At 60.1% G+C, this 21,711-nt stretch carries 25 protein-coding genes; 14 read left to right on the top strand and 11 right to left on the bottom strand.

The window, feature by feature from the left end; all coding sequences use genetic code 11:
* Positions 1-80: 80 nt before the first annotated feature.
* Genes hslV through C8N34_RS20740 form a run of 3 tightly spaced genes read left to right on the top strand, consistent with a single transcriptional unit; the run spans position 81 to position 3,116 of the window.
* Entirely contained in the window at positions 81-638 is a 558-nt protein-coding gene (gene hslV, locus C8N34_RS20730; RefSeq protein WP_054304200.1) for an ATP-dependent protease subunit HslV, read from the top strand.
* Entirely contained in the window at positions 635-1,933 is a 1,299-nt protein-coding gene (hslU, locus tag C8N34_RS20735; RefSeq protein WP_108130344.1) for an ATP-dependent protease ATPase subunit HslU, read from the top strand. Before hslV ends, hslU begins: the two co-directional genes overlap by 4 nt.
* A 58-nt stretch (positions 1,934-1,991) precedes the next feature.
* Complete coding sequence (locus C8N34_RS20740; protein ID WP_108130345.1) at positions 1,992-3,116, top strand: alpha/beta hydrolase; 1,125 nt, start codon at positions 1,992-1,994, stop codon at positions 3,114-3,116.
* Here the strand turns inward: C8N34_RS20740 and C8N34_RS20745 are convergent.
* The 3 genes from C8N34_RS20745 to C8N34_RS20755 are packed head-to-tail and all read right to left on the bottom strand — an operon-like array spanning position 3,113 to position 5,415.
* The gene (locus C8N34_RS20745; RefSeq protein ID WP_108130346.1) at positions 3,113-3,715 is read right to left on the bottom strand and encodes a Smr/MutS family protein; all 603 of its coding nucleotides are present in this window, start codon (positions 3,713-3,715) and stop codon (positions 3,113-3,115) included. The two genes, C8N34_RS20740 and C8N34_RS20745, sit on opposite strands and share 4 nt — an antisense overlap.
* Positions 3,716-3,718: 3 nt before the next feature.
* A complete protein-coding gene (mltA, locus tag C8N34_RS20750) occupies positions 3,719-4,747 on the bottom strand; it encodes a murein transglycosylase A (RefSeq protein WP_108130347.1) in 1,029 nt (342 codons plus the stop codon).
* Positions 4,747-5,415 carry a Tim44/TimA family putative adaptor protein gene (locus C8N34_RS20755; protein ID WP_108130348.1) on the bottom strand — a complete coding sequence of 223 codons (669 nt, stop codon included), beginning with the start codon at positions 5,413-5,415 and terminating at the stop codon, positions 4,747-4,749. The genes mltA and C8N34_RS20755 overlap by 1 nt, the downstream gene beginning before the upstream one ends.
* Before the next feature lie 121 nt (positions 5,416-5,536).
* Between C8N34_RS20755 and C8N34_RS20760 the strand changes: the two genes are divergently transcribed.
* Entirely contained in the window at positions 5,537-6,007 is a 471-nt protein-coding gene (locus C8N34_RS20760) for an FxsA family protein (protein WP_108130349.1), read from the top strand.
* 73 nt (positions 6,008-6,080) lie between these two features.
* The gene (gene secB / locus C8N34_RS20765; protein WP_054304193.1) at positions 6,081-6,599 is read left to right on the top strand and encodes a protein-export chaperone SecB; all 519 of its coding nucleotides are present in this window, start codon (positions 6,081-6,083) and stop codon (positions 6,597-6,599) included.
* On the opposite strand, the gene dnaQ is transcribed toward secB, so the two are convergent.
* From dnaQ to C8N34_RS20785, 4 genes are read right to left on the bottom strand one after another with little or no spacing between them, the layout of a single operon-like run.
* Positions 6,600-7,298, bottom strand: coding sequence for a DNA polymerase III subunit epsilon (gene dnaQ / locus C8N34_RS20770; protein ID WP_054304192.1), 699 nt, complete (start codon positions 7,296-7,298; stop codon positions 6,600-6,602).
* On the bottom strand, positions 7,291-7,884 hold the full coding sequence (gene coaE / locus C8N34_RS20775; protein ID WP_108130350.1) for a dephospho-CoA kinase: 594 nt from the start codon (positions 7,882-7,884) through the stop codon (positions 7,291-7,293). The genes dnaQ and coaE overlap by 8 nt, the downstream gene beginning before the upstream one ends.
* The gene (locus C8N34_RS20780) at positions 7,881-8,720 is read right to left on the bottom strand and encodes a shikimate dehydrogenase (protein ID WP_108130351.1); all 840 of its coding nucleotides are present in this window, start codon (positions 8,718-8,720) and stop codon (positions 7,881-7,883) included. The genes coaE and C8N34_RS20780 overlap by 4 nt, the downstream gene beginning before the upstream one ends.
* Positions 8,717-9,316 carry a Maf family protein gene (locus C8N34_RS20785; RefSeq protein ID WP_108130352.1) on the bottom strand — a complete coding sequence of 200 codons (600 nt, stop codon included), beginning with the start codon at positions 9,314-9,316 and terminating at the stop codon, positions 8,717-8,719. Before C8N34_RS20785 ends, C8N34_RS20780 begins: the two co-directional genes overlap by 4 nt.
* 403 nt (positions 9,317-9,719) lie before the next feature.
* On the opposite strand from C8N34_RS20785, the gene C8N34_RS20790 reads away from it, so the two are divergent.
* The 7 genes from C8N34_RS20790 (at position 9,720) to C8N34_RS20820 (ending at position 17,087) form a co-directional block, all read left to right on the top strand.
* Positions 9,720-10,169, top strand: a complete 450-nt coding sequence (locus tag C8N34_RS20790; protein ID WP_054304188.1) for a CopD family protein — start codon at positions 9,720-9,722, stop codon at positions 10,167-10,169.
* Positions 10,170-10,295: 126 nt separating this feature from the next.
* The gene (gene rho / locus C8N34_RS20795) at positions 10,296-11,567 is read left to right on the top strand and encodes a transcription termination factor Rho (protein ID WP_108130353.1); all 1,272 of its coding nucleotides are present in this window, start codon (positions 10,296-10,298) and stop codon (positions 11,565-11,567) included.
* Between the two features lie 23 nt (positions 11,568-11,590).
* Entirely contained in the window at positions 11,591-12,883 is a 1,293-nt protein-coding gene (gene mnmE, locus C8N34_RS20800; RefSeq protein WP_054304186.1) for a tRNA uridine-5-carboxymethylaminomethyl(34) synthesis GTPase MnmE, read from the top strand.
* A gap of 11 nt (positions 12,884-12,894) precedes the next feature.
* Positions 12,895-14,760 (top strand): tRNA uridine-5-carboxymethylaminomethyl(34) synthesis enzyme MnmG, encoded by a 1,866-nt coding sequence (gene mnmG / locus C8N34_RS20805; RefSeq protein WP_108130387.1) that lies wholly within the window; start codon positions 12,895-12,897, stop codon positions 14,758-14,760.
* Positions 14,757-15,377, top strand: a complete 621-nt coding sequence (gene rsmG / locus C8N34_RS20810) for a 16S rRNA (guanine(527)-N(7))-methyltransferase RsmG (RefSeq protein WP_242013867.1) — start codon at positions 14,757-14,759, stop codon at positions 15,375-15,377. Before mnmG ends, rsmG begins: the two co-directional genes overlap by 4 nt.
* Entirely contained in the window at positions 15,370-16,185 is an 816-nt protein-coding gene (locus C8N34_RS20815) for a ParA family protein (protein WP_054304184.1), read from the top strand. The genes rsmG and C8N34_RS20815 overlap by 8 nt, the downstream gene beginning before the upstream one ends.
* A 2-nt stretch (positions 16,186-16,187) precedes the next feature.
* Positions 16,188-17,087, top strand: coding sequence for a ParB/RepB/Spo0J family partition protein (locus C8N34_RS20820; protein ID WP_054304183.1), 900 nt, complete (start codon positions 16,188-16,190; stop codon positions 17,085-17,087).
* On the opposite strand, the gene C8N34_RS20825 is transcribed toward C8N34_RS20820, so the two are convergent.
* From C8N34_RS20825 to rph, 4 genes are read right to left on the bottom strand one after another with little or no spacing between them, the layout of a single operon-like run.
* Positions 17,062-17,415 carry a YbaN family protein gene (locus C8N34_RS20825; RefSeq protein ID WP_108130354.1) on the bottom strand — a complete coding sequence of 118 codons (354 nt, stop codon included), beginning with the start codon at positions 17,413-17,415 and terminating at the stop codon, positions 17,062-17,064. The genes C8N34_RS20820 and C8N34_RS20825 overlap by 26 nt on opposite strands.
* A complete protein-coding gene (gene hemW, locus C8N34_RS20830) occupies positions 17,416-18,618 on the bottom strand; it encodes a radical SAM family heme chaperone HemW (RefSeq protein ID WP_229825602.1) in 1,203 nt (400 codons plus the stop codon).
* The gene (rdgB, locus tag C8N34_RS20835; RefSeq protein WP_108130355.1) at positions 18,615-19,220 is read right to left on the bottom strand and encodes an RdgB/HAM1 family non-canonical purine NTP pyrophosphatase; all 606 of its coding nucleotides are present in this window, start codon (positions 19,218-19,220) and stop codon (positions 18,615-18,617) included. The genes hemW and rdgB overlap by 4 nt, the downstream gene beginning before the upstream one ends.
* Complete coding sequence (gene rph / locus C8N34_RS20840; RefSeq protein WP_108130356.1) at positions 19,220-19,933, bottom strand: ribonuclease PH; 714 nt, start codon at positions 19,931-19,933, stop codon at positions 19,220-19,222. Before rph ends, rdgB begins: the two co-directional genes overlap by 1 nt.
* A 118-nt stretch (positions 19,934-20,051) precedes the next feature.
* Here rph and hrcA point away from each other — a divergent pair, with 118 nt between their 5' ends.
* Entirely contained in the window at positions 20,052-21,125 is a 1,074-nt protein-coding gene (hrcA, locus tag C8N34_RS20845; RefSeq protein ID WP_054304179.1) for a heat-inducible transcriptional repressor HrcA, read from the top strand.
* Positions 21,126-21,145: 20 nt separating this feature from the next.
* Complete coding sequence (locus C8N34_RS20850; RefSeq protein WP_108130390.1) at positions 21,146-21,679, top strand: nucleotide exchange factor GrpE; 534 nt, start codon at positions 21,146-21,148, stop codon at positions 21,677-21,679.
* Positions 21,680-21,711 lie beyond the last annotated feature (32 nt).

Below are 21,711 nucleotides of genomic sequence, written 5' to 3' on the forward strand. Positions count from 1 at the left end.
CGGATGTAAAGATTGCAGAACCGGCACCGGGGTTGTGGCCGCCCCGCCCCGGCGCCATATTGCCGGCAGGAGGATGCGCAATGGCAGACGACAAGTTTCCCGGCTGGCACGGAACCACCATTCTGGCCGTCCGGCGCGGCGGCGAGGTGGTGGTGGCGGGCGACGGACAGGTGAGCCTGGGCCAGACCGTTATCAAGGGCACGGCCCGCAAGGTGCGCAGGCTGTCGCCTGGCGGGCGCGATGTGGTCTGCGGCTTCGCCGGATCGACCGCCGATGCCTTCACCCTGCTGGAGCGTCTGGAGAAGAAGCTGGAAACCGCACCGGGTCAGCTGGCGCGTGCCTGCGTCGATCTGGCGAAAGACTGGCGGATGGACAAATACCTCCGCAATCTGGAGGCCATGCTGATCGTGACGGACGGTGCGGACCTGTTTGTCATCACCGGCGCAGGTGACGTGCTGGAGCCGGAGCATGACATCGCCGCCATCGGATCGGGCGGCAACTTCGCGCTCGCCGCCGCGCGCGGGCTGATGCAGACCGATTTCGACGCCGAAACCATCGCCCGCAAGGCCATGGCCATCGCAGCGGACATCTGCGTTTACACGAATGGAAATCTGACGGTGGAGCGGATCGCGAAATGACCAACCTCACCCCGCGCGAGATCGTCTCGGAACTGGATCGTTTCATCATCGGGCAGGCCGATGCCAAGCGTGCGGTTGCCGTTGCGCTACGCAACCGCTGGCGGCGCAAACAGTTGGGCGACGACCTGCGCGACGAGGTTTACCCCAAGAACATCCTGATGATCGGCCCCACCGGCGTCGGCAAGACCGAGATCAGCCGTCGTCTGGCCCGGCTGGCCCGCGCGCCCTTCCTCAAGGTCGAGGCGACGAAGTTTACCGAAGTGGGCTATGTGGGCCGCGATGTGGACAGCATCATCCGCGATCTGGTGGATGCGGCGATGATCGAAACGCGCGAGCGGATGCGCGAGGATGTGAAGGCCCGCGCGCTCAAGGCCGCCGAGGATCGGGTGATCGAGGCCATCGCCGGCAAGGACGCCCGTGAACAGACACGCGAGATGTTCCGCAAGAAGCTCAAGTCCGGTGAGCTGGATCAGACCATGATCGAGCTGGATGTGGCCGACAGCGCCCCTTTCCCGATGATGATGGGCGGTGGCAACGGCATGGAAATGCAGATGCAGGGCCTTCAAGACCTGTTCAAAGCCTTCGGTGGCCGCACTACCCGCAAGAAAATGACCGTGGCGGACAGCTATGACATCCTGCTGGGGCAGGAGGCTGACAAGCTGCTGGATGACGAGGCGGTCAAGGCCGCTGCGTTGGAAGCGGTGCAGGAAAACGGCATCGTCTTTCTGGATGAGATCGACAAGATCTGCGCCCGCGCGGATGCCCGTGGCGCCGATGTCAGCCGGGAAGGTGTGCAGCGCGACCTGCTGCCGCTGATCGAGGGCACGACGGTTTCCACCAAATACGGCCCTGTAAAAACCGACCATATCCTGTTCATCGCTTCGGGTGCCTTCCATGTGGCCAAACCCTCGGATCTGCTGCCGGAATTGCAGGGTCGTCTGCCGATCCGGGTAGAATTGCAGGTGCTGACCGAGGGCGATTTTGTTCGCATCCTGACCGAGACGGACAATGCGCTGACCCGTCAGTATGCCGCACTGATGGCCACGGAAGAGGTGACGGTCAGCTTTACCGAAGACGGGATCGCCGCGCTGGCCCGGATTGCGGCCGACGTGAACCGCAGCGTCGAGAATATCGGCGCGCGGCGGCTTTACACGATTCTGGAACGCGTTTTCGAAGAACTGTCCTTCACCGCCCCGGACCGCGCTGGTGAAACGGTTGTGGTTGACGGTGCCTTTGTTGAACAGAATGTGGGGGCGCTGGCGAAATCCGCCGATCTGAGCCGTTACGTCCTCTGATCCCTCTTGGCGCGCGGCGTCAAATCGGCAATGCCTTGGGCGTAGCAGGAGTTTTCTCGTGACCGCCCATCGTATTGCCCTTGGCATCGCCCTGACACTTCTGGTCGCCTGTTCACCGCGGGGCGCGATCACACTGGACCCGGCGGCGGCGCAGGTTGGCGCCGTCGAAGAGATTTTCGTCGCGACAACACGACAGATCGACCCTGAAACCGGCACCTTCGGCAGGCAGCGGTCAGAGACCGAGCATTTCGCCCGGTTCGAGATTTCCGTACCGCCGGAACGCAAGCTCGGGTCGATCACCTTCCCCCGGCGCGGCGGAAAGCCGGATCCGGCCAAGGACTTCCTGACGACGGAACAGCTCATCCATCCGAATGCGGCGACCTTCCAGAAGGATCTGTCCACCGCCCTGAGCAGCCTGCCCCGCGGCAAGCGGGATGCGGTTATCTATGTCCATGGTTTCAATAACACTTTTGCCGAGGGCCTGTATCGGATCGCCCAGTTGAGCCATGACCTGAACATGCCGGGCGTGACGCTGCACTATTCCTGGCCTTCCGCCGGAAATCCGCTGGGTTATGTGGCGGATCGCGATTCCTCGATGTTTGCCCGCGACGGGCTGGAGGAGCTGATGGACCGCGCCGCCGATGCCGGCGCGGAGCGGATCGTGCTTGTCGCACATTCGATGGGTTCTGCCCTCACGATGGAGGCGCTGCGTCAGGTCGCCATCCGCAACAACAAGGATCTGATGCGTCGCATTTCTGGCGTGATTCTGATCTCGCCCGATATCGACGTGGATCTGTTCCGCACGCAGGCCCGTGCCTACGGGACATTGCCGCAGCCCTTCCTCATCTTCGGGTCCGACCGCGATACATTGCTGAATATTTCAGCCAAGCTCACGGGCGCCCCGGAGCGGCTGGGGAACCTGCGCGATATTTCGCGCGTCGCAGATCTGAAGGTCACCTTCCTTGATACCGTGGCATTTTCCGAAGGGGCGGGGCACTTCAACCTCGGTGACAGCCCGGCGCTGATCCAGCTGATGAACCGGATCGGGGATGTGGACGCGGCTTTCGGATCGGATCAGCGCGGCAAGGTGGGTCTGCTGCCCGGAGTCGTGCTGACGGTGCAAAGCGCCACGCAGATCGTGCTCCGGCCCGTGGGCGCGGTGGCGGAGGAACTGGCGAACTAGCGCCCGCGCCGCAGATAGACGTAGTAAGCCCCTGTTCCGCCATGCTTCAGATGCGCCTCGGTCACTTGCAGGACGCAGGGACCGAGTGGCGGCAGGCGCAGCCAGTGCGGCACCTGATGTTTCAGCACGCCATAACGCTGCGGGATGGGGCCGAAATCCGGCCCGGGTTTGCCCTTTCCGGTGATCACCAGAACCAGCCGCAGCCCCTGCGACCAGCTGTTCATCACAAAACGGATGAGTTCGGGATGGGCTTCAGCGACGGTCATTCCGTGCAGGTCGATCCGCGCCTCGGGCACCAGCTTGCCACGGATCATGCGGCCATGCTGCTTGTGATCCATCTGGACAGGCTGGGCAGTAAGACGATCCGGCAAGGAAGGTTGCAGATCGTGCCGCGCCTCGGTCTTGCTGCGCTCGCCGATGCGAAAGCGATTCAGCCCTGGTTCCGGCGGGGTGGGTTGCACCTCGGGCCGATGCAGCGGCGCCTCCGGCGTTTCATCGGCCGGGGGCAGGTGGTTGCCACCATGCATCGGCCGCGCGGTGCGGGCCACGGCCTGCCAGAGCTCGCGCTCGTCCGGGCGAAGGCTGCGACGGCGGGCCATGGCTCAGCCCTCGGGGTAAAGCGCATAGGCAAGGTCGATGGGCAGAAGTACGACCATACGCCCGCCGTCCTTGACCGCCCCCGCCGCATCACCCGCAGCATCGCCCGTCCCGTAGAAGATATCGGCACGTTGCGCGCCCTTGATCGCACCGCCAGTATCCTGCGCCACCATCAGGCGGTGCAGCGGCGCGCGGCCCGTCTTCTCGATCCAGATCGGTGCACCCAGCGGATTATGCGCGGGGTCGACCGCCAGTGACCGCATCCCCGTGATGGACCGGCCCATCGCGCCGATCGGACCCTTCTCTGGTGCAAGATCGGGCAGTCGGCGGAAAAACACATAAGAGGGGTTGGTATCCAGCAGATCCATTCCCGTGCCAGGATTAGATCGCACCCAGGACCGGATCGCCTGCGCCGAAACCTGATCAGGCGTATGCGTGCCACGACGGATCATCTCTTGCCCGACCGAGCGGTAGGGGTGGCCGTTCTTGCCCGCATATCCCACCCGCATTACACGGCCATCAGGCAGACGGATGCGGCCAGATCCTTGAATCTGCAAGAAAAACACCTCAACCGGATCTTCCAGCCAGGCAAGCTCCAGCCCGCGTCCGCGCAGTGCACCGCCTTCGATGGCCGCGCGGCTGTGAAACTGCATGCCGTCACGGAGTTCCGGCGGACGACCATAGATCGGCCAGGCATATCTTGGTGACCGCGTGAGCGATCCGTGCAGCTCCGGCTCATAATATCCGGTGAAGAGGGCAGGCGGTGTGCCTATAACCAGCGGACGGAAGAAAAGCTCGAAAAACTGCCGAGCCGAGGCGGGGCTTGCCCCCGCCTGCGTCGCGAATTTGCAGATCGGCCCCCATTCGGGTTCCTTCAGCAAATCGCAGCTGTCCTGAAAGACCTTCAGCGCCGCGCGCTGATCATCTTCTTCCCAGCCGTCGAGATCGTGAAAGGACAGGATCTGTGCCTGCGCGCTCATCGCCGCACCGACGGCAAGAATTGCCGCGAGCAGAAAGGCGCGAGCGGCACCCATCACTCCCCGGTCGCGACAAGCTGCCAGTTGGGATCGGCGGCACCCATACGGCGCGCGAAGGTCCAGACATCACGCTGGCGCTTCACCTCGGTCGGACTGCCTTCGATCACTTCGCCAGCCTTGTTGCGAACGACCGAGGTAAGCTCTCCGACAAAGCGCACCGTCACTTCACCCTCGCGCGTGGTCTGATCGAAAGTGGCATCGTTCAGCCCCATTTCCCGCAGGCCGACAAAGCTTGCCTCGACCGTCAGACCCTGTTCCTCACGCACGCGCACAGCCGAAGCGAAGCTGTCGTAGACGTCCGGCGACAGGAACGCCTTAACCTGCGACAGATCGCCCCGCTCGAACGCCATCAGGATCATTTCATAGGCGCCGCGGGCACCCTGAAGAAACGTGTTGACCGAAAACGACGGCTCCGCCTGTTTCATCGCGGCAAGCGCGACGGCGGCGGGGCTGCCCTCGGGCACATGATCAGTGATATCGCGATCCGGTCCGCCCTCGATCACATCGAATTTACGCTGCTGAACCGGGTCTGGCCGCGCAGCTTCCTCGGGCGGCAAGGGCGGCTTTTCAAAGCCTTCGCGCGTGCCCAGAACGCTGCGCAGCTTGAGGATCAGGAAGACCGCGATCCCGGCAAGGACAAGAAGTTGGATCAGCGCGTTGTTCATTTGGCCTCGGCACGTCGGTTGGTGGTTGGGGTTGGTAACTGGCCCCCTTCGCCCCTATGTAGGGAAGGGGTGTGGACAAGTCTACCTTCACACCACGAAGTTCATGACGGGAGATTGCAAGATGCGGCTGTTTGGCCCGATCCTGGTGCTGACGCTGATTGAAATAGCACTGTTCATCACGGTCGGTGGCTGGCTGGGCCTTGGCCTGTCGCTGCTGGTGATCCTGGGCACGGCGGTTCTGGGTTCCGGTCTGCTGCGGCTGCAAGGGCAACGCATGGCACTTGATCTGCGTCAGGCCATGAACGGGATCGGGGATCCGTTATCACCCATGGCGCAGCGTGGCCTGATCATGATGGCTGCGGCCCTTCTGATCCTTCCGGGTTTTCTGGGCGATACGCTGGGGCTGCTGCTGCTGCTGCCTCCGGTCCGGCATATGATCATTGCCATGGTCGGCCGCCGGGTGCAGATGCACCGCCCGCCCATGAATGATCCGCACCGGCACGGCGTGGTGATTGACGCGGATTTCGTCGAACTGGACGAGCCGCCTTCCGGACCGCCACCAGCGCGACGTTCGGGCTGGACGCAGGATTGAGGCGCCGCGCGGCGGATGCTAGGAAGAACAGGATCAAGGTGGCCGGAATGGCCAAACCAACAGGAGATTTGCAATGACCGAAGCCAATGGCGAAACTCAGGGCCAGGGCGAAGCGCAGAACGGCGGCTCCCAGGTGCGGATGAGCGTTCTCGCCCAGTTCATCCGTGACATGTCCTTTGAAAATGTTGTCGCGCAGAAGGGCCTTCAGGGCGGTGATGTGCAGCCCGATGTGCAGGTGGCGGTCAGCCTTGACGCCCGCAAGCGCCCTGCGGATCACCAGTACGAGGTGATGCACAAGTTCCGTGTGACCTCGAAGAACAAAGCCAACGGCGACACGCTGTTCCTGCTGGAGCTGGATTACGGCGGGATTTTCCACGTCGAGGGCGTGCCGGACGAGCAGTTGCATCCGTTCCTGCTGATCGAATGCCCGCGCCTTCTGTTCCCCTTCGTGCGCCGCATCATCTCGGACATTACGCGCGATGGTGGCTTCCCGCCGCTGAATATCGACACCGTGGATTATCTGGCGCTGTATCGTCAGGAACTGGCGCGCCGCGCCCAGGCACAATCCGCCGAAGCGGTTCCGGTTCAGTAATCAGCCACGCTTGAGCCAGATTGCCCCGTCGCCCATCTTTGCCACAAAGGCCTCATGGGCGGCGGCTTCCGTCGCAGTGATCCGCGGAGCAAGCGGGGTCGGACGTGGACGCGGACGCCATGTCGAATCTTCCTGAACCGCATCCTTGCGCGGGGTGACGCTGGCCGGGGCCAGAACAAGGTCAGGCTGCCGCCCGCCGATCAGTTCAAGATAGACTTCTGCCAGAATTTCGCTGTCGAGAAGTGCTCCGTGCTTTTCACGCATCGAATTGTCGATACCGAACCGACGGCACAGAGCATCCAGCGAGGCGGGCGAGCCCGGAAATCTTGACCGCGCGATCATCAGCGTGTCGATAGCCTGATTGTTCGGCAGTTGCGGAAAGCCGTGGGTCCGCAACTCCCAGTTCAGGAATTTCATGTCGAAGCTGGCATTGTGGATGACCAGCTTGGCTTCGCCCACGAAATCGAGGAAATTCTGCGCTTCCTGCCGGAACAGGGGCTTGTCGCGCAGAAAATCATCCCCCAGCCCGTGCACCTCGAACGCCTCTTTCGGCATAGGGCGTTCGGGGTTCAGGTAAACGTGAAACGTCCTGCCGGTCGGCAGATGATTGAACAGTTCGACCGCGCCAATCTCGACAATACGATGCCCTTCGGAAGGTTCGAATCCCGTGGTTTCGGTATCAAGGACGATCTCACGCATCGCAGCTCTCCCGAATATAGGCGATCAGCGCCGTGACCGCCGCCTCGACGGAGGCGAGGCTCAGCGTTTCGATGATATGTGTCGCGCGGGCGCGTTTCTGCGGGTCGGGCATCTGCCGCGAGAGGATAAGGCCAAACTGCGCCTCAGTCATTCCGGGTCTTGCTAGTACGCGCGCGCGTTGCAGGGCAGGGGGGGCGGTCACCAGAAGCGTGGCATCCATTTCCGCCTCTGTCCCCTTCTCAAAAAGAAGAGGAATATCAAAAACAGCAATATCAGTGACTGTTTCTGCCGCGAACCTGTCCCGGTCTGCTGCGACGAGCGGATGAACAATAGCCTCGATATCGGCAAGAAAGGCAGGGTCTTTCGCCAGTTCCTGTTTCAGCACGTCGCGTGAAACCCCGAGCTCCGACGCTGCGGTCGGGATCAGCCTGGCAATCGGCGCAACAGCCGCGCCGCCCGGCGCGTAAAGGCGATGCACGGCCGCATCCGCATCCCATACCGGCAAACCAGATTTGCGGAAAAACTCCGCCGTCGTGGATTTTCCCATCCCAATCGAGCCGGTGAGGCCAAGCCGAAACGCTGTCATGCTGACAGAACCGCCTGCCTGGTCGCTTCATCAACCTCGGGGCGATGGCCAAACCAGCGTTCGAATCCCGGCGCAGCCTGATGGAGCAACATGCCAAGACCGTCGACCACCGTGGCTCCCGCCGCCTCTGCCTCAATCAGGAACTGGGTTTTCAGCGGTGTATAGACCAGATCCGTCGCAAGGGCGCCCGGTTCCATCGCATCAAGCGGCACCCGAAACTCCGGCTTGCCTGTCATGCCCAGCGAGGTGGTATTAACCACAGTCGCCGCACCTTCGAGCATGTTTCCAGCCTGAATCCAGTCATGCACCATCACCTTCGCCCCGAAATCGCTGCGAAAGACTTCGGCGCGTGGCCGGGTACGGTTTGCGATACGGATTTCGGGCGCGCCAACTTCGATCAAGGCAGCGACAACAGCCCGTGCAGCACCCCCCGCCCCAAAGACCACAGCCGGCCCTGCGGCGGGGTTCCACTGCGGAGCGTTCTGCCGCAAATTCGCTATGAACCCCGCGCCATCGGTATTGTCGGCGTGAATCCGACCATCTTTGCGGAAGATCAGCGTATTGGCCGCACCGATCAACGCCGCGCGATCTGTCACGATATCGGCAAGGCCGAGAATGGTCTCTTTATGCGGAATAGTGACGTTCAGCCCGACAAAGCCCATGCGGGGCAGCAGGCGCAGCGCCTCTGGCAGATCGGCCTGCGCAATGTCCATCGGGATATAATGGCCCTTGATGCCATAGCGGCGCAGCCAGTAGCCATGCAGCGCGGGCGAACGGCTGTGCGCGATCGGAGAGCCGATCACGCCGGCCAGCGGAAGGCGCGGATGGTCTGTCATGTCTCGATGAACCCCCGAAGTTCCAGATAGGCCAGCAGCGGCAGAAGCGGCAGCCCCAGAACTGCAAAGTAATCACCCCGGATGTCGGTGAAAAGCCGCACGCCCTCTTCTTCCAGCTTATATCCCCCGGCAGAGTGGCGCAGGCTGTCCCAGTTGCGGGAAATGTAGCCATCCAGCCAAGCGTCGGAAAACTCCCGCATGGTCAGATCCACCCGGCCGATATGGCGCCAGACCGGCTTTGCCTGATCGTAAAGAACCAGGGCTGACAGCAGCCGATGGGTCTTGCCACGCATCGCAAGCAGTTGAACCCGCGCTTCATCGGGCGAGGCGGGCTTGCCCCAGGCACGACGATCAAACTCCAGCACCTGATCACAGCCAAGAACCAGCGCATCGGGATGCCGTTCAGCGATCTTGCGCGCCTTCATCTCGGCGAGAGCATCGGCGATATCCTGCGGATGTGCGCCCTCAGCCTCCAGCGCGGCGCGGATGGTTTCCTCATCAATGCGGGCGGGCAGCGCACTCGCCGCGACCCCTGCGTTATGCAGAAGCGCGAGGCGCGTTGGGGAAGCGGAGGCAAGCAGGATCTGGCGCGGCATCTGGGGGCGTATCTGTGGAAAATCTGGGTTTGTTCCCAAGGTCGGTCTTGGGGTCATTCAGGCGTCTGGCAAGGATTGGCGACGGCAATCCCGGTTTGTCAAGCAAAGCCGGAATCTTTTCCACCTGTGGGAAGGACATCCCGGCGGCTTGGGACAGCGGAGTAACACACAATGCCGGTATGGCTGACCGCTGTTTGCGAGAAAAGCTCATCTATCTGAAAATAATGGAGAAAGTTCCAAATTTTCTGGTTTCTTCCATAGGTTATGCGAAGTTATCCACCATCGGGCGTATGTGGAAAAGCCTGGGGGTTGCGCCGCAAATCCTGTTATCCACTGCCCCAATCACATCATTCCTTTTTCTCTTTCTTTTATTAATAAGAGGTAAGCACAGCAGGAGGCAGACATGGGCGATTTTCTGGCGGGAGCCTATCCTTGGCTGAAGTTCCTGCATGTGATCTCGGTGATCAGCTGGATGGCAGGTCTGTTCTACCTGCCTCGGCTCTACGTCTATCACGTTGAAAAAGTGTCAAAAGGTTCGGAAACCGATGCTCTTTTTCAGCTTATGGAGCGGCGTCTGCTGCGGGCGATCATGAATCCTGCGATGATCGCGACCTGGCTTTTCGGACTCGCCCTTGTACTCACGCCCGGCATTGTGGACTGGTCGATGATCTGGCCCTGGACAAAGGCCGCGAGCGTGCTTGGCATGACATGGTTTCACATGTGGCTTGCCGCCCGCCGCAAGGATTTCGTCGCTGGGATGAATGCAAAGACCGGGCGGACCTACCGGATGATGAACGAAGTTCCGACGCTTCTGATGATCGTGATCGTGGCCTCGGTCATCGTGAAGTTCTGATTTTGTTGACTCAGGGCTGTCGCAGGCTTATGTGGGCCGCTGAGCAGGGCCGTCCGGCCTGATGCGTTTCCCGATGACAGAACGATCCGGGCCCCCATTGGGGCTTTCGTGGATGGACCATTTCCCATGACCCTTGAACGGCTGAACCTTTCCGATCTGAAAGCCAAGACCCCGGCAGAACTGCTGGCGATGGCCGAGGAATGGGAGATCGAGAACGCGCCTTCCATGCGGAAGGGCGAGATGATGTTCTCGATCCTGAAAGAGCATGCCGAAGAAGGCTGGGAGATTGGCGGCGACGGCGTTCTGGAAGTGTTGCAGGATGGCTTTGGCTTTTTGCGCAGCCCCGAAGCCAACTATCTGCCTGGTCCCGATGACATCTATGTCAGCCCCGAGATGATCCGCCAGTTCAGCCTGCGCACCGGGGACACCATCGAGGGTGTCATTCAGGGGCCGCGGGACAATGAGCGCTATTTCAGCCTCGTGAAAGCGGAGCGAATCAACTTTGACGATCCCGAGAAGGCCAAGCACAAGGTCCATTTCGACAACCTGACGCCGCTTTACCCCGATGAGCGGCTGAAGATGGAAATTGAAGACCCGACCATCAAGGACCGTTCGGCCCGTATCATTGACCTGGTGGCCCCTATCGGGAAGGGCCAGCGGGCGCTGATCGTGGCACCGCCGCGCACGGGTAAAACCGTGCTTTTGCAGAATATTGCGCATTCCATCGAGGTTAACCACCCGGAATGCTATCTGATCGTTCTGCTGATCGACGAACGTCCTGAAGAAGTGACGGACATGCAGCGCAGCGTCAAGGGCGAGGTCGTTTCCTCGACCTTCGACGAACCTGCCACCCGGCACGTTGCGGTGGCGGAAATGGTGATCGAGAAGGCGAAACGCCTGGTCGAGCACAAGCGTGATGTCGTTATCCTGCTGGACTCGATTACGCGTCTGGGCCGGGCTTTCAACACCGTGGTACCGTCGAGCGGCAAGGTGTTGACCGGCGGTGTTGATGCCAATGCTCTGCAGAGGCCGAAGCGGTTCTTTGGGGCGGCGCGAAACATCGAGGAAGGCGGCTCGTTGACCATCATCGCAACGGCGCTGATCGACACGGGCAGCCGGATGGACGAAGTGATCTTTGAAGAATTCAAGGGCACAGGTAACAGCGAGATCGTGCTGGACCGTAAAGTCGCGGACAAGCGGGTATTCCCGGCGATGGATATTCTCAAATCCGGTACCCGGAAGGAGGATCTTCTGGTCGAGAAGGCGGATCTGCAAAAGACCTATGTGCTGCGCCGTATCCTGAACCCGATGGGTACCACGGATGCCATCGAGTTCCTGATCGGGAAGCTGAAGCAGACCAAGAGCAATTCCGAATTCTTCGATTCGATGAATACCTGATCACGGCGTGATACGGGTGCGGGATGGATACGATTTATGCCTTGGCCTCGGCTCGCGGACGTGCGGGCGTGGCGATCATTCGGGTGTCCGGACCCGCAGCCTTTGAGGCTGCGCGAAAGCTGACGCGTGGCGCTTTGCCACCTGAACGTCAGGCCGTCCTTCGCAAGATCGAGCTGGATGGCGAGATTTTGGACGAAGGCCTGCTGCTGCTGTTCGGCGCGGAGCGGAGCTTTACGGGGGAGGCCGTTGCAGAGTTCCACCTCCATGGTTCGATTGCCGTAACGGGTGCCGTCCTGCGCGCGATGTCAACGATTCCAGGCTTGCGGCCTGCGGGTCCCGGGGAGTTTACGCGCCGGGCCCTAGAGAACGGGCGACTGGATCTTGCTCAGGTCGAAGCACTGGCCGATCTGATCGACGCGGAAACCGAGGCTCAGCGTCGTCAGGCTGTGCGCGTTCTTTCCGGGCATATCGGTCAGCGGGTGGAGGCGTGGCGCGGGCGCCTGCTGCGCGCGGCTGCGCTGATTGAAGCGACGATTGATTTTGTTGATGAGGATGTCCCGGTCGACGTTACCCCTGAGGTTCGCGAGATCGCGACCGCCCTCCTGGATGAGATGCAGAAAGAGATTTCGGCATCTGCGGTCGCAGAAAGGGTGCGTCAAGGCTTCGAGGTGGCGATCGTTGGTGCGCCGAATGCAGGCAAGTCGACGCTGCTGAATGCGTTGGCGGGGCGGGAGGCTGCGATTACCTCCGAGGTCGCAGGCACGACGCGCGATGTGATCGAAGTCCGAATGGACATCGCCGGATTTCCGGTCACCTTGCTGGATACTGCGGGGCTGCGCGAAACCGACGATCATGTGGAGGGCATCGGTATTGCCCGTGCCATAGAGCGCGCGGGTCAGGCCGATCTGCGGATATTCCTGCTGGAAAACAGAGCCGATGTGTTGCCGATGACACCGGAGGAGGGGGATATCATCCTCCTCGGTAAGGCTGATCTGTGGGAAGATGCCAATATTCTTTCTGTTTCTGGCAAGACGGGGCAGGGTCTCGACAGGTTGGTTGAACGGATTGGCCAGCAATTGAGCGGTCGCTATGATGGTGAGCCGCTGCTGATTCGTGAACGTCAGAGGCTGGCCTTGATGGATGCGGCCGCGTCATTGAAGGTCGCACTTGCCTGGCTGTCCAGTTATGATAGCCGGGTAGAACTGGTTGCCGAATCCCTTCGTGCGGCGAGCCGGTCGCTGGATATGCTGATTGGCAGGATCGGGGTTGAAGATATCCTCGGTGAGATTTTCTCGAGTTTCTGCATCGGAAAGTAGGAGTGTTCCACGTGAAACATTTCGATGTCATTGTCATTGGCGCAGGTCATGCTGGCTGTGAGGCTGCGGCAGCAGCTGCGCGGATGGGTGCGCGCACGGCATTGGTAACGTTGCGAATGGCAGATATCGGCACCATGTCCTGTAACCCGGCCATTGGTGGGCTTGGGAAGGGGCATATCGTGCGCGAAATCGACGCGCTGGATGGTGTGATGGGCCGTGTTGCCGACCGTGCAGGAATTCAGTTTCGTCTGCTGAACAGGCGGAAAGGCCCGGCAGTGCAGGGGCCTCGGGCGCAGGCGGATCGCAAGATCTATCGGGCCGAAATGTTTGCAGCGCTTTCCAATTATGAAAATCTTGAGATTGTTGAGGGAGAAGTGGCCGATATCCTTGCCAGGGATGGCAAGGTTCATGGTGTCATGCTCGCAGATCAAAGCGAGATACTTGCGCGACAGGTGATCCTGACGGCGGGAACCTTCCTCAATGGCGTGATTCACATTGGTGATGTGAAGCGCAGTGCTGGCCGGATGGGGGACAGGCCTTCGATACTGCTGGCGGATCGCCTTGCAGAGTTTGATCTGCCGCGCGGTCGGCTGAAAACCGGAACTCCACCGCGACTGGATGGACGGAGCATCGACTGGTCGATTCTGGACAGACAGGAGGGCGATGCCGATCCGGTTCTGTTTTCCTTTGCCCACCGGAAACCTTTTGTCCGACAGATCTCTTGCGGAATTACTCACACTAACGAGCAGACGCATGACATCATTCGGAAAAATCTGGATCGGTCAGCGATGTACGGTGGGCATATCGAAGGAGTAGGGCCGCGATACTGCCCCTCGATCGAGGATAAGGTTGTCCGTTTTGCTGACAAGACCAGCCATCAGGTGTTTCTTGAACCTGAGGGCCTGGATGACGATACGGTCTATCCGAATGGGATTTCCAGCTCCTTGCCGATTGAAGTGCAAGAAGCTTATGTGCGGTCCATCCGCGGGCTGGAGAACACCCGTATTCTTCAGCCGGCCTATGCTATCGAATACGATTTCTTCGATCCTCGCAGCCTGAAGCAGACGCTGGAAACGCGTGCGCTTCAGGGGCTTTACTTTGCCGGGCAGATCAATGGCACGACGGGATATGAAGAAGCTGCGGCGCAGGGGCTGGTTGCAGGCCTGAACGCTGCGGCGACGGCGCTGGGGCGCGATGCCATCATCTTCTCGCGCACCGATAGCTATATCGGCGTAATGATCGATGATCTCCTGACCTTCGGCGTCACCGAGCCATATCGCATGTTCACTTCCCGAGCAGAGTTTCGGTTGTTGCTTCGTGCAGATAATGCGGATCAGAGGTTGACAACGAAGGGCCGCGAGGCCGGTTGTATCAGCGATGAACGCTGGGCATTGTTTGAAACGAAGTCGAGGCAGCTTGCCCAGGGCCGTGCTGCGCTGTCTGCGTGTCAGGTGGCACCGAAAGAGGCCGTTGCCATGGGGATCAATGTGAGCCTGGAAGGGGGGCGGCGCTCGGCGTTGCAGCTTTTGACTTTCCCTGATGTTGGGCCGAATGATCTGCGTGGCCTGGCCGAAGATTTTGACAGCCTGCCGGATGATATCAAGATGCAGCTGCGCATTGATGCGCTCTACGATGCATTTTCGGATCGGCAGAAGACGGATGTGATGGCAATTCGGCAGGATGAGGGAAATATGATCCCACCCTCGCTGGACTACCGCGCCATTTCAGGGCTTTCGAATGAGCTGGCAGACAAGCTCAGCCGGATACAGCCGGCCAATATCGGTCAGGCAAGCCGGATCGAAGGGATGACGCCTGCGGCTTTGGTTCTGATCATGGCGCGGATTTCAAAAGAGAAACCTGAACGGATTGCCTCGTGACGCTTCCTGATGGTATCGGAGTAGATGTTTCACGTGAAACATCTGATGCGCTGACGCGGTATGTCAAGCTGCTGGAAAAGTGGAACAAGGCGATCAACCTCGTTTCAAAAGGAACGGTTGCGGATATCTGGACAAGGCATATTGCCGATTCCGCCCAGCTTTTCAGAATGCTGCCTGCCCAGGCTTCAAGTTGGGTGGATCTCGGCTCTGGTGGGGGTCTTCCGGGGCTGGTTCTGGCGATTCTGAGTCGCGATCTGGAGCGGGAGTTGAATTTTGTTCTGGTTGAATCTGACCAGCGAAAGGCAACGTTTCTGCGGCAGGTTGCGATGGAGCTTGCGCTTCCTGTAAAGGTTTATGCTTGTCGCGTGGAAAATCTGCCGGTGGGACTTCGCGCTGATGTCGTTTCTGCGCGCGCGCTGGCGCCTTTGCAGGATCTTTGCACCATGGCTTCACCGCTCCTCGCACCAGACGGGATATGTATTTTTCCGAAGGGCGAGACCGCCGGGCAGGAGATTGAGGCTGCAATGCAGCATTGGCACTTTGATCTTGAACGCTTCCCGAGTATCACAAGTGCGAACTCTGAAATCCTGAAACTTTCGAAGATCCGTCATGTCTGATCCCAGCCGACCGAAGCTTCCCCGTATCGTGGCGGTCACCAATCAGAAGGGTGGCGTTGGAAAGACGACAACCGCCATCAATCTGGCGGCCGGGCTGGTCGAACTGGGTGCCCGGGTGCTGGTGGTTGATCTTGATCCGCAGGGGAATGCGTCCACCGGCCTCGGGATTGAGGCACAAGACCGGGCAGTTACCACTTACGACGTGCTGCTGGATGATGTGCCGATCTCGGACGCGGTTCAGACCACAATCATCGAGAACCTGTTGATTTGTCCGGCCAACGCAGATCTTGCCTCGGCCGATATCGAGCTTGTAGCGAACGAGAAGCGCAGTTTTCTGTTGCACGATGCCTTGCGCGCCATCGATATCGACAATCTGAAGCTGGATTATGTCCTGCTGGACTGCCCACCCTCGCTGAGCTTGCTGACCGTGAACGCCCTTTGCGCCGCACATTCGGTGCTTATTCCTTTGCAGAGCGAGTTTTTCGCGTTGGAGGGCTTGTCCCAGCTCATGCTGACCATCCGCCAGGTCCGGGAGGCAGCAAATCCTGCCTTGCGGATCGAAGGGGTGGTTCTGACCATGCACGATGCGCGGAACAACCTTTCCCAGCAGGTTGAGGCTGATGCCCGTGCGACGCTGGGTGATCTGGTTTTCAAGACCATCGTGCCGCGGAATGTCCGCGTCAGCGAGGCGCCTTCTTATGCAATGCCGGTGCTGACTTATGATTCTGCCTCCAAGGGAAGCGAAGCTTATCGCGCCCTGGCTCTGGAACTGGCGGTGCGGCACGGATTAGCGCAGGAAAGGATCTGACGATGGAAAAGAAAGTTGAACGCCGTGGCCTTGGCCGTGGTCTTTCCGCGTTGATGGCCGATGTGAGCGTGAGCAACCCTCAGGAGGTTCCGGGAACCGCCCGGAAGCCCGATGTCCTGCCCATCGAGGCCATAAAGCCGAACCCGGATCAGCCCCGTCGCAGTTTTACGGATGGTGATCTGGAGGATCTTGCAGCGTCGATCCGTCAGAAGGGTGTATTGCAGCCGCTGATCGTAAGGCCGGTGGAAGCGGGATATGAGATTGTGGCGGGTGAGCGGCGCTGGCGGGCGGCCCAACTTGCAAACCTGCATCAGCTTCCTGTTCTGATCCGGGATTTCGATGACACGGAAGTGCTTGAGATCGCGATTATCGAGAACATTCAGCGCGAGGACCTGAACGCGATCGAAGAGGCTCTGGCTTTCCGGCAGCTGATGGACCGTTTTGGCCATACCCAGGAAAAGCTGGCAGAGGCGCTTTCCAAGAGCCGCAGCTATATCGCGAACCTGCTGCGGCTTTTGAACCTGCCCGAAGATGTGCAGCGGCATGTCCGTGACGGGCGGCTGAGCGCCGGTCATGCACGGGCACTGGTAACCCATTCCGATGCCTCCGCCATTGCGCAAGAGGTCATCGCGAAGGGCCTGTCTGTGCGGGAGACCGAAGAGCTGGTTCGGAAAGTTGGGGCGCCCGCTCGCACCCGGCGATCCGCTCAGGCCGGGGCGTCGGAGAAAGACGCGGATACAAGAGCCCTTGAACTCGATCTGTCAGCGAATCTTGGAATGGGCGTGACCATCGCGCATGGGGTCGATGGTGAGGGCACATTGTCGATTCGCTATCAGTCGCTCGACGAGCTGGATTTGCTGTGCCAAACGCTTTCTGTCATGCGTCGGGACGTGTCCATATGAACAATGCAGCGGCGGCCATTGCGGTCGCCTGCAGGGCTAAGACGCGATAATCCAGCCCGATTGCCAGAGCCAGCAGTACGGAAGCAACCATTGAACCTGTGCTCAGCCGCTTCGCCCAAGGAGAAATCGCACCCCGCTCGCGCCAGGCCATAATAGGTGGCCCCAGCCTCGGATGCGAGATGATCCAGTTATGGAGGCGTTCTGAGGATTTCGAAAATCCGAATGCAGCAAGGATAAGGAATGGCACCGTGGGCAGGATCGGAGTGACAATGCCGATGACACCCAGGGCGAGGGCCAGCACTCCGATCAGAAGCCAGAGAATGCGCATCTAAAGTGCCCCTGCCAGCTGCTCGATCACCGCATTCAGAAGCGGGCGACCCTTTCTTGTGACGCGCAAAGTGTCTGCTTGCAGGTCGATCATGCCCAGCTCACTCAGCTCGGCCAGCTTGCCGGCACGGATGGATGCGTGTGCCATAGCCTCCAGACGAGAAAGTGAGATACCGCTACCGAGCCGGAGGCCCATCAGGAGGTATTCGAGGGCGCAATCCATCTCTCCCAGCGGCTCCAGTTCCAGATTGCCTCGATCTTTGGCTGTTTCACACCATTGGACGGGCATCGGCTGCATCGTCGTGGCATAGCGAGTATCGCCAAGCGTCAGGCGACCATGCGCCCCGGGCCCGACGCCCGCATAGTCACCTGCCGACCAGTAAATCATGTTGTGCCGGGATTCAGTCCCAATGCGGGCGTGATTGGAAACCTCATAGGCAGGCAGCCCGGCTGCTTCCATCATGTCTTGTGTCACGGCGAAGAAATCTGCGCCCTGGTTCTCATCGGGAAGGCCCAACAGCTGTCCGCGTGCAAAGCGCTCGCCAAAGACAGTGCCTTGTTCAATTGTCAGCTGGTATAGCGACATATGGGAGGCGCCAAGTGCGATAGCCCGGGCAAGCTCCTTCTGCCAGCTTTCAAGGCTTTGGTTCTGGCGGGCATAGATAAGGTCGAAGGAAACGCGGTCAAACGTACCCTGCGCGATGTCAAGTGCGCGGAGCCCCTCTGCGACGGTATGCTTGCGGCCAAGCATTCGCAGGTCGGTGTCGTCCAGAGCCTGCATGCCGAGAGAAACCCGGTTCACGCCAGCCGTGCGATAGCCCTGAAAATTGGCCGCATCCACAGAGCCGGGGTTTGCCTCCAGCGTAATCTCGATGTCGTTCGCGAAGTCCCAGTGATCTGCGGCGCGTTCAAGGATCGCTGCCACGGTGTCCGGTCGCATCAGGGAAGGGGTCCCACCGCCAAAATAGATCGAATTGAGTACGCGCCGCCCTGTCATTGTGGCGACGCGATCAATCTCCTGTTCATAGGCGGCTGCCCAGGCACTTTGGTCGATCTTCCCGGCGACATGGCTGTTGAAATCGCAATAGGGGCATTTCGACTGGCAGAAGGGCCAGTGAAGATACAGCCCGAAGCCTCCGGACCGCCAGTCTTCCTTCGCAATTGGCGCGGTATCTGCGGGAGCCCGGGGCAGGGGATGTTTCACGTGAAACACTCCATGAGCTTATGGAATGCTCTGGCGCGATGGCTGATCCGGTTTTTTTCCCAGCGATCCATCTCACCAAAGGTCTGGCTGTAACCTTCGGGGATAAAAATCGGGTCGTAGCCATGCCCCTGATCCCCCCGTGGAGGCCAGCTGAGATGCCCCGGCATCTGGCCTTCGAACACTTCGTCATGGCCATCAGGCCAGGCGAGAACCAAGGTGCAGCAGAAGCTGGCATGATAAGGTGGCGCGGCGGCGATGCTGCAAAGCTCGTCTTGCACGCGCTGCATGGCCATCCCGAAATTCCTGCCATCCGGCGTTTCAGCCCAATCTGCCGTATAGACCCCGGGCGCGCCGCCCAAAGCCTGAACGGAAAGACCGGAATCGTCCGCCAATGCAGGCAGACCGGCTGCCCGAGCGGCGGCGTGGGCTTTAATGCGCGCGTTTCCGACGAAGGTTGTCTCGGTTTCCGCAGGCTCTGCCAGCCCCAGATCTGCCGCAGAAACCACCGAGATGCCAAAAGGTTTCAGCAGGTCGGCGATTTCCTCGAGCTTGCCCTTGTTGTGGGTGGCAACCAGAAGTGTTTGATCCGAAAACTTCCGCATTATGCGATGGCCGAGTTCTGGATCGCGACAAGATCGGCAATGCCCCTCTCTGCAAGGTCAAGCAACTGTGCCATCTGCTCCCGTGAGAAGGTCGCGCCTTCCGCTGACATCTGAACTTCGATCAATCGTTGCGATCCCGTCAAAACGAAGTTGCCATCGGTGCCTGCGGCGGAGTCCTCGGGGTAATCCAGGTCGAGCACGGGTTGGCCTGCGTAGATCCCGCAGGAAACGGCGGCGACGTTGTCCATGATCGGATCGCTTGTCAGAAGGCCGGCCTTAAGAAGCTTGTTTACCGCAAGGCGCAAGGCGACCCAGCCGCCGGTGATAGAGGCACAACGTGTGCCGCCATCGGCCTGGATCACATCGCAGTCCACCACAATCTGCCGTTCGCCAAGCGCCGAGCGATCAATCCCCGCGCGTAGCGAGCGGCCAATCAGGCGCTGAATCTCCTGCGTCCGCCCGCCTTGCTTGCCAGCGGCAGCCTCCCGACGAGTGCGGCTGGTTGTGGCGCGGGGAAGCATGCCGTATTCAGCCGTTACCCAACCCAGTCCCGTGTTCTTCAGGAAGGGCGGAGTCTTGTCTTCGATTGTCGCGGTGCAGATGACATGGGTATTTCCCATGCGGATGAGGCAGGACCCTTCAGCATGCAACGAGACATTGGTCTCGATGCTGACTGCACGAAGTTGATCGAGTTTTCTTCCGGAAGGCCGCATCTTTGTCATCCTGTAATTGGGTGCCTTCAGGTATCGCCAGCCCTATATGGGATGCAACTGTTATTGACGCTGCCGCGTTCCCCACCTTTATTGAACTTCCAGTGATGCGGACAATGCCATGGGCTCGAACAGCAATATCCTGACCGAACTGAACCAGCGTTCGCGCGAGGTGTTTCGACGTGTAGTCGAAACCTATCTGGAATCAGGCGATCCGGTGGGCTCACGAACGCTGACCCGCGGCTTCTCTGAAAAGATCAGCGCCGCCACGATCCGCAATGTCATGCAGGACCTGGAATATCTTGGCCTTCTGAACAGTCCGCATATTTCGGCCGGCCGAATTCCGACGCAGCTTGGGCTTCGCATGTTTGTTGACGGGCTTCTGGAGGTTGGTGCGGTTGCCCATGCGGATCGGGAAATTCTGGAATCCACGCTGGGCCATGAAGCCCCTGATGTGGCGTCGACGCTGGATCGCGTGGGCGCTGCGCTTTCCGGGATTACGCGGGGGGCCAGTATTGTCCTTGCGCCGAAGCACGACGAGGCCGAAATCCGACATATTGAGTTCGTCAATCTCGGGCCGGGGCGGGCACTGGTTGTGCTGGTGCTTTCGGATGGCCAGGTTGAGAACCGCGTTTTTACCCCGCCGCCGGGGCTGACGCCTTCGGCGATGCGCGAGGCGGCAAACCTGCTGAACGCCCTTGCCGGAGGTAAAACACTCAGCGCACTGCGCAGCACAGTGCGTCGCGATATGGATTCCCGGCGACGTGAGATCGACACACTGGCCCAGGCGCTGGTCGAAAGCGGCATCGCGCTTTGGGAAAACGCCGGCGAAACCGGAGAGCGTCTGATCGTCCGGGGCCGCGCCAATCTGCTGGAGGGGACTCGCGAGGCGGATGATCTGGAGCGTGTTCGCCGTCTTTTCGATGATCTTGAACGCACGCGGGACCTGGCGGATTTCCTTGATCTTACAGAGCAGGGTGACGGGGTTCGAATTTTTATTGGCTCAGAGAACAAACTCTTTTCACTTTCGGGTTCCTCTCTGGTGGTCTCTCCCTATATGAACGCTGATCGGAAGATTATCGGTGCGGTGGGTGTGATCGGGCCGACGCGTCTGAACTATGGGCGTGTCGTTCCGGTTGTCGACTATACGGCCCAACTGGTGAGTCGGTTGGTGTCGGATCGCGGCCGAGGTTAGAAGTGACAAAGGATATGAAGATGGCTGATGAAAGTGCATCGAGCCCTGAGCTGAACCTTGAAGAACTGGAAGAGTTCATCGGTGCGGATGAGCTTGAGGCGATCCGCGCTGAGCGTGATGCGTTTCGCGACAAATTCATGCGCGCGCTTGCCGATGCGGAGAACGCCCGCAAGCGCGGGGAGCGTGATCGTCGTGAGGCCGAGCAATATGGTGGTTCGAAACTCGCCCGCGACATGCTTCCGGTTTACGACAATCTGCGCCGGGCTCTGAATGCCGTGCCGGAGGAAAACCGCGCGCAGTCTGCCGCTCTGATTGAAGGCATCGAACTGACCTTGCGCGAACTGCTGGGCGTGCTGAACAAGCATGGTATCTCTCTGATCGTGCCCGAAGTGGGTGAAAGCTTTGACCCGCAGATGCATCAGGCAATGTTCGAGGCACCGCTTCCGGGAACGAAGGCTGGTCAGATCATTCAGGTTCTTACCGAAGGCTTCATGATCCACGACCGCCTTCTGCGCCCTGCGCAAGTCGGCGTCAGTTCGAATACCGCAGGCTAAATTCTGCTTTGTTTCACGTGAAACATCGGGGC

Origin of the sequence: Gemmobacter caeni (assembly GCF_003054195.1) — a bacterium.
GTDB classification, from domain to species: domain Bacteria; phylum Pseudomonadota; class Alphaproteobacteria; order Rhodobacterales; family Rhodobacteraceae; genus Gemmobacter; species Gemmobacter caeni.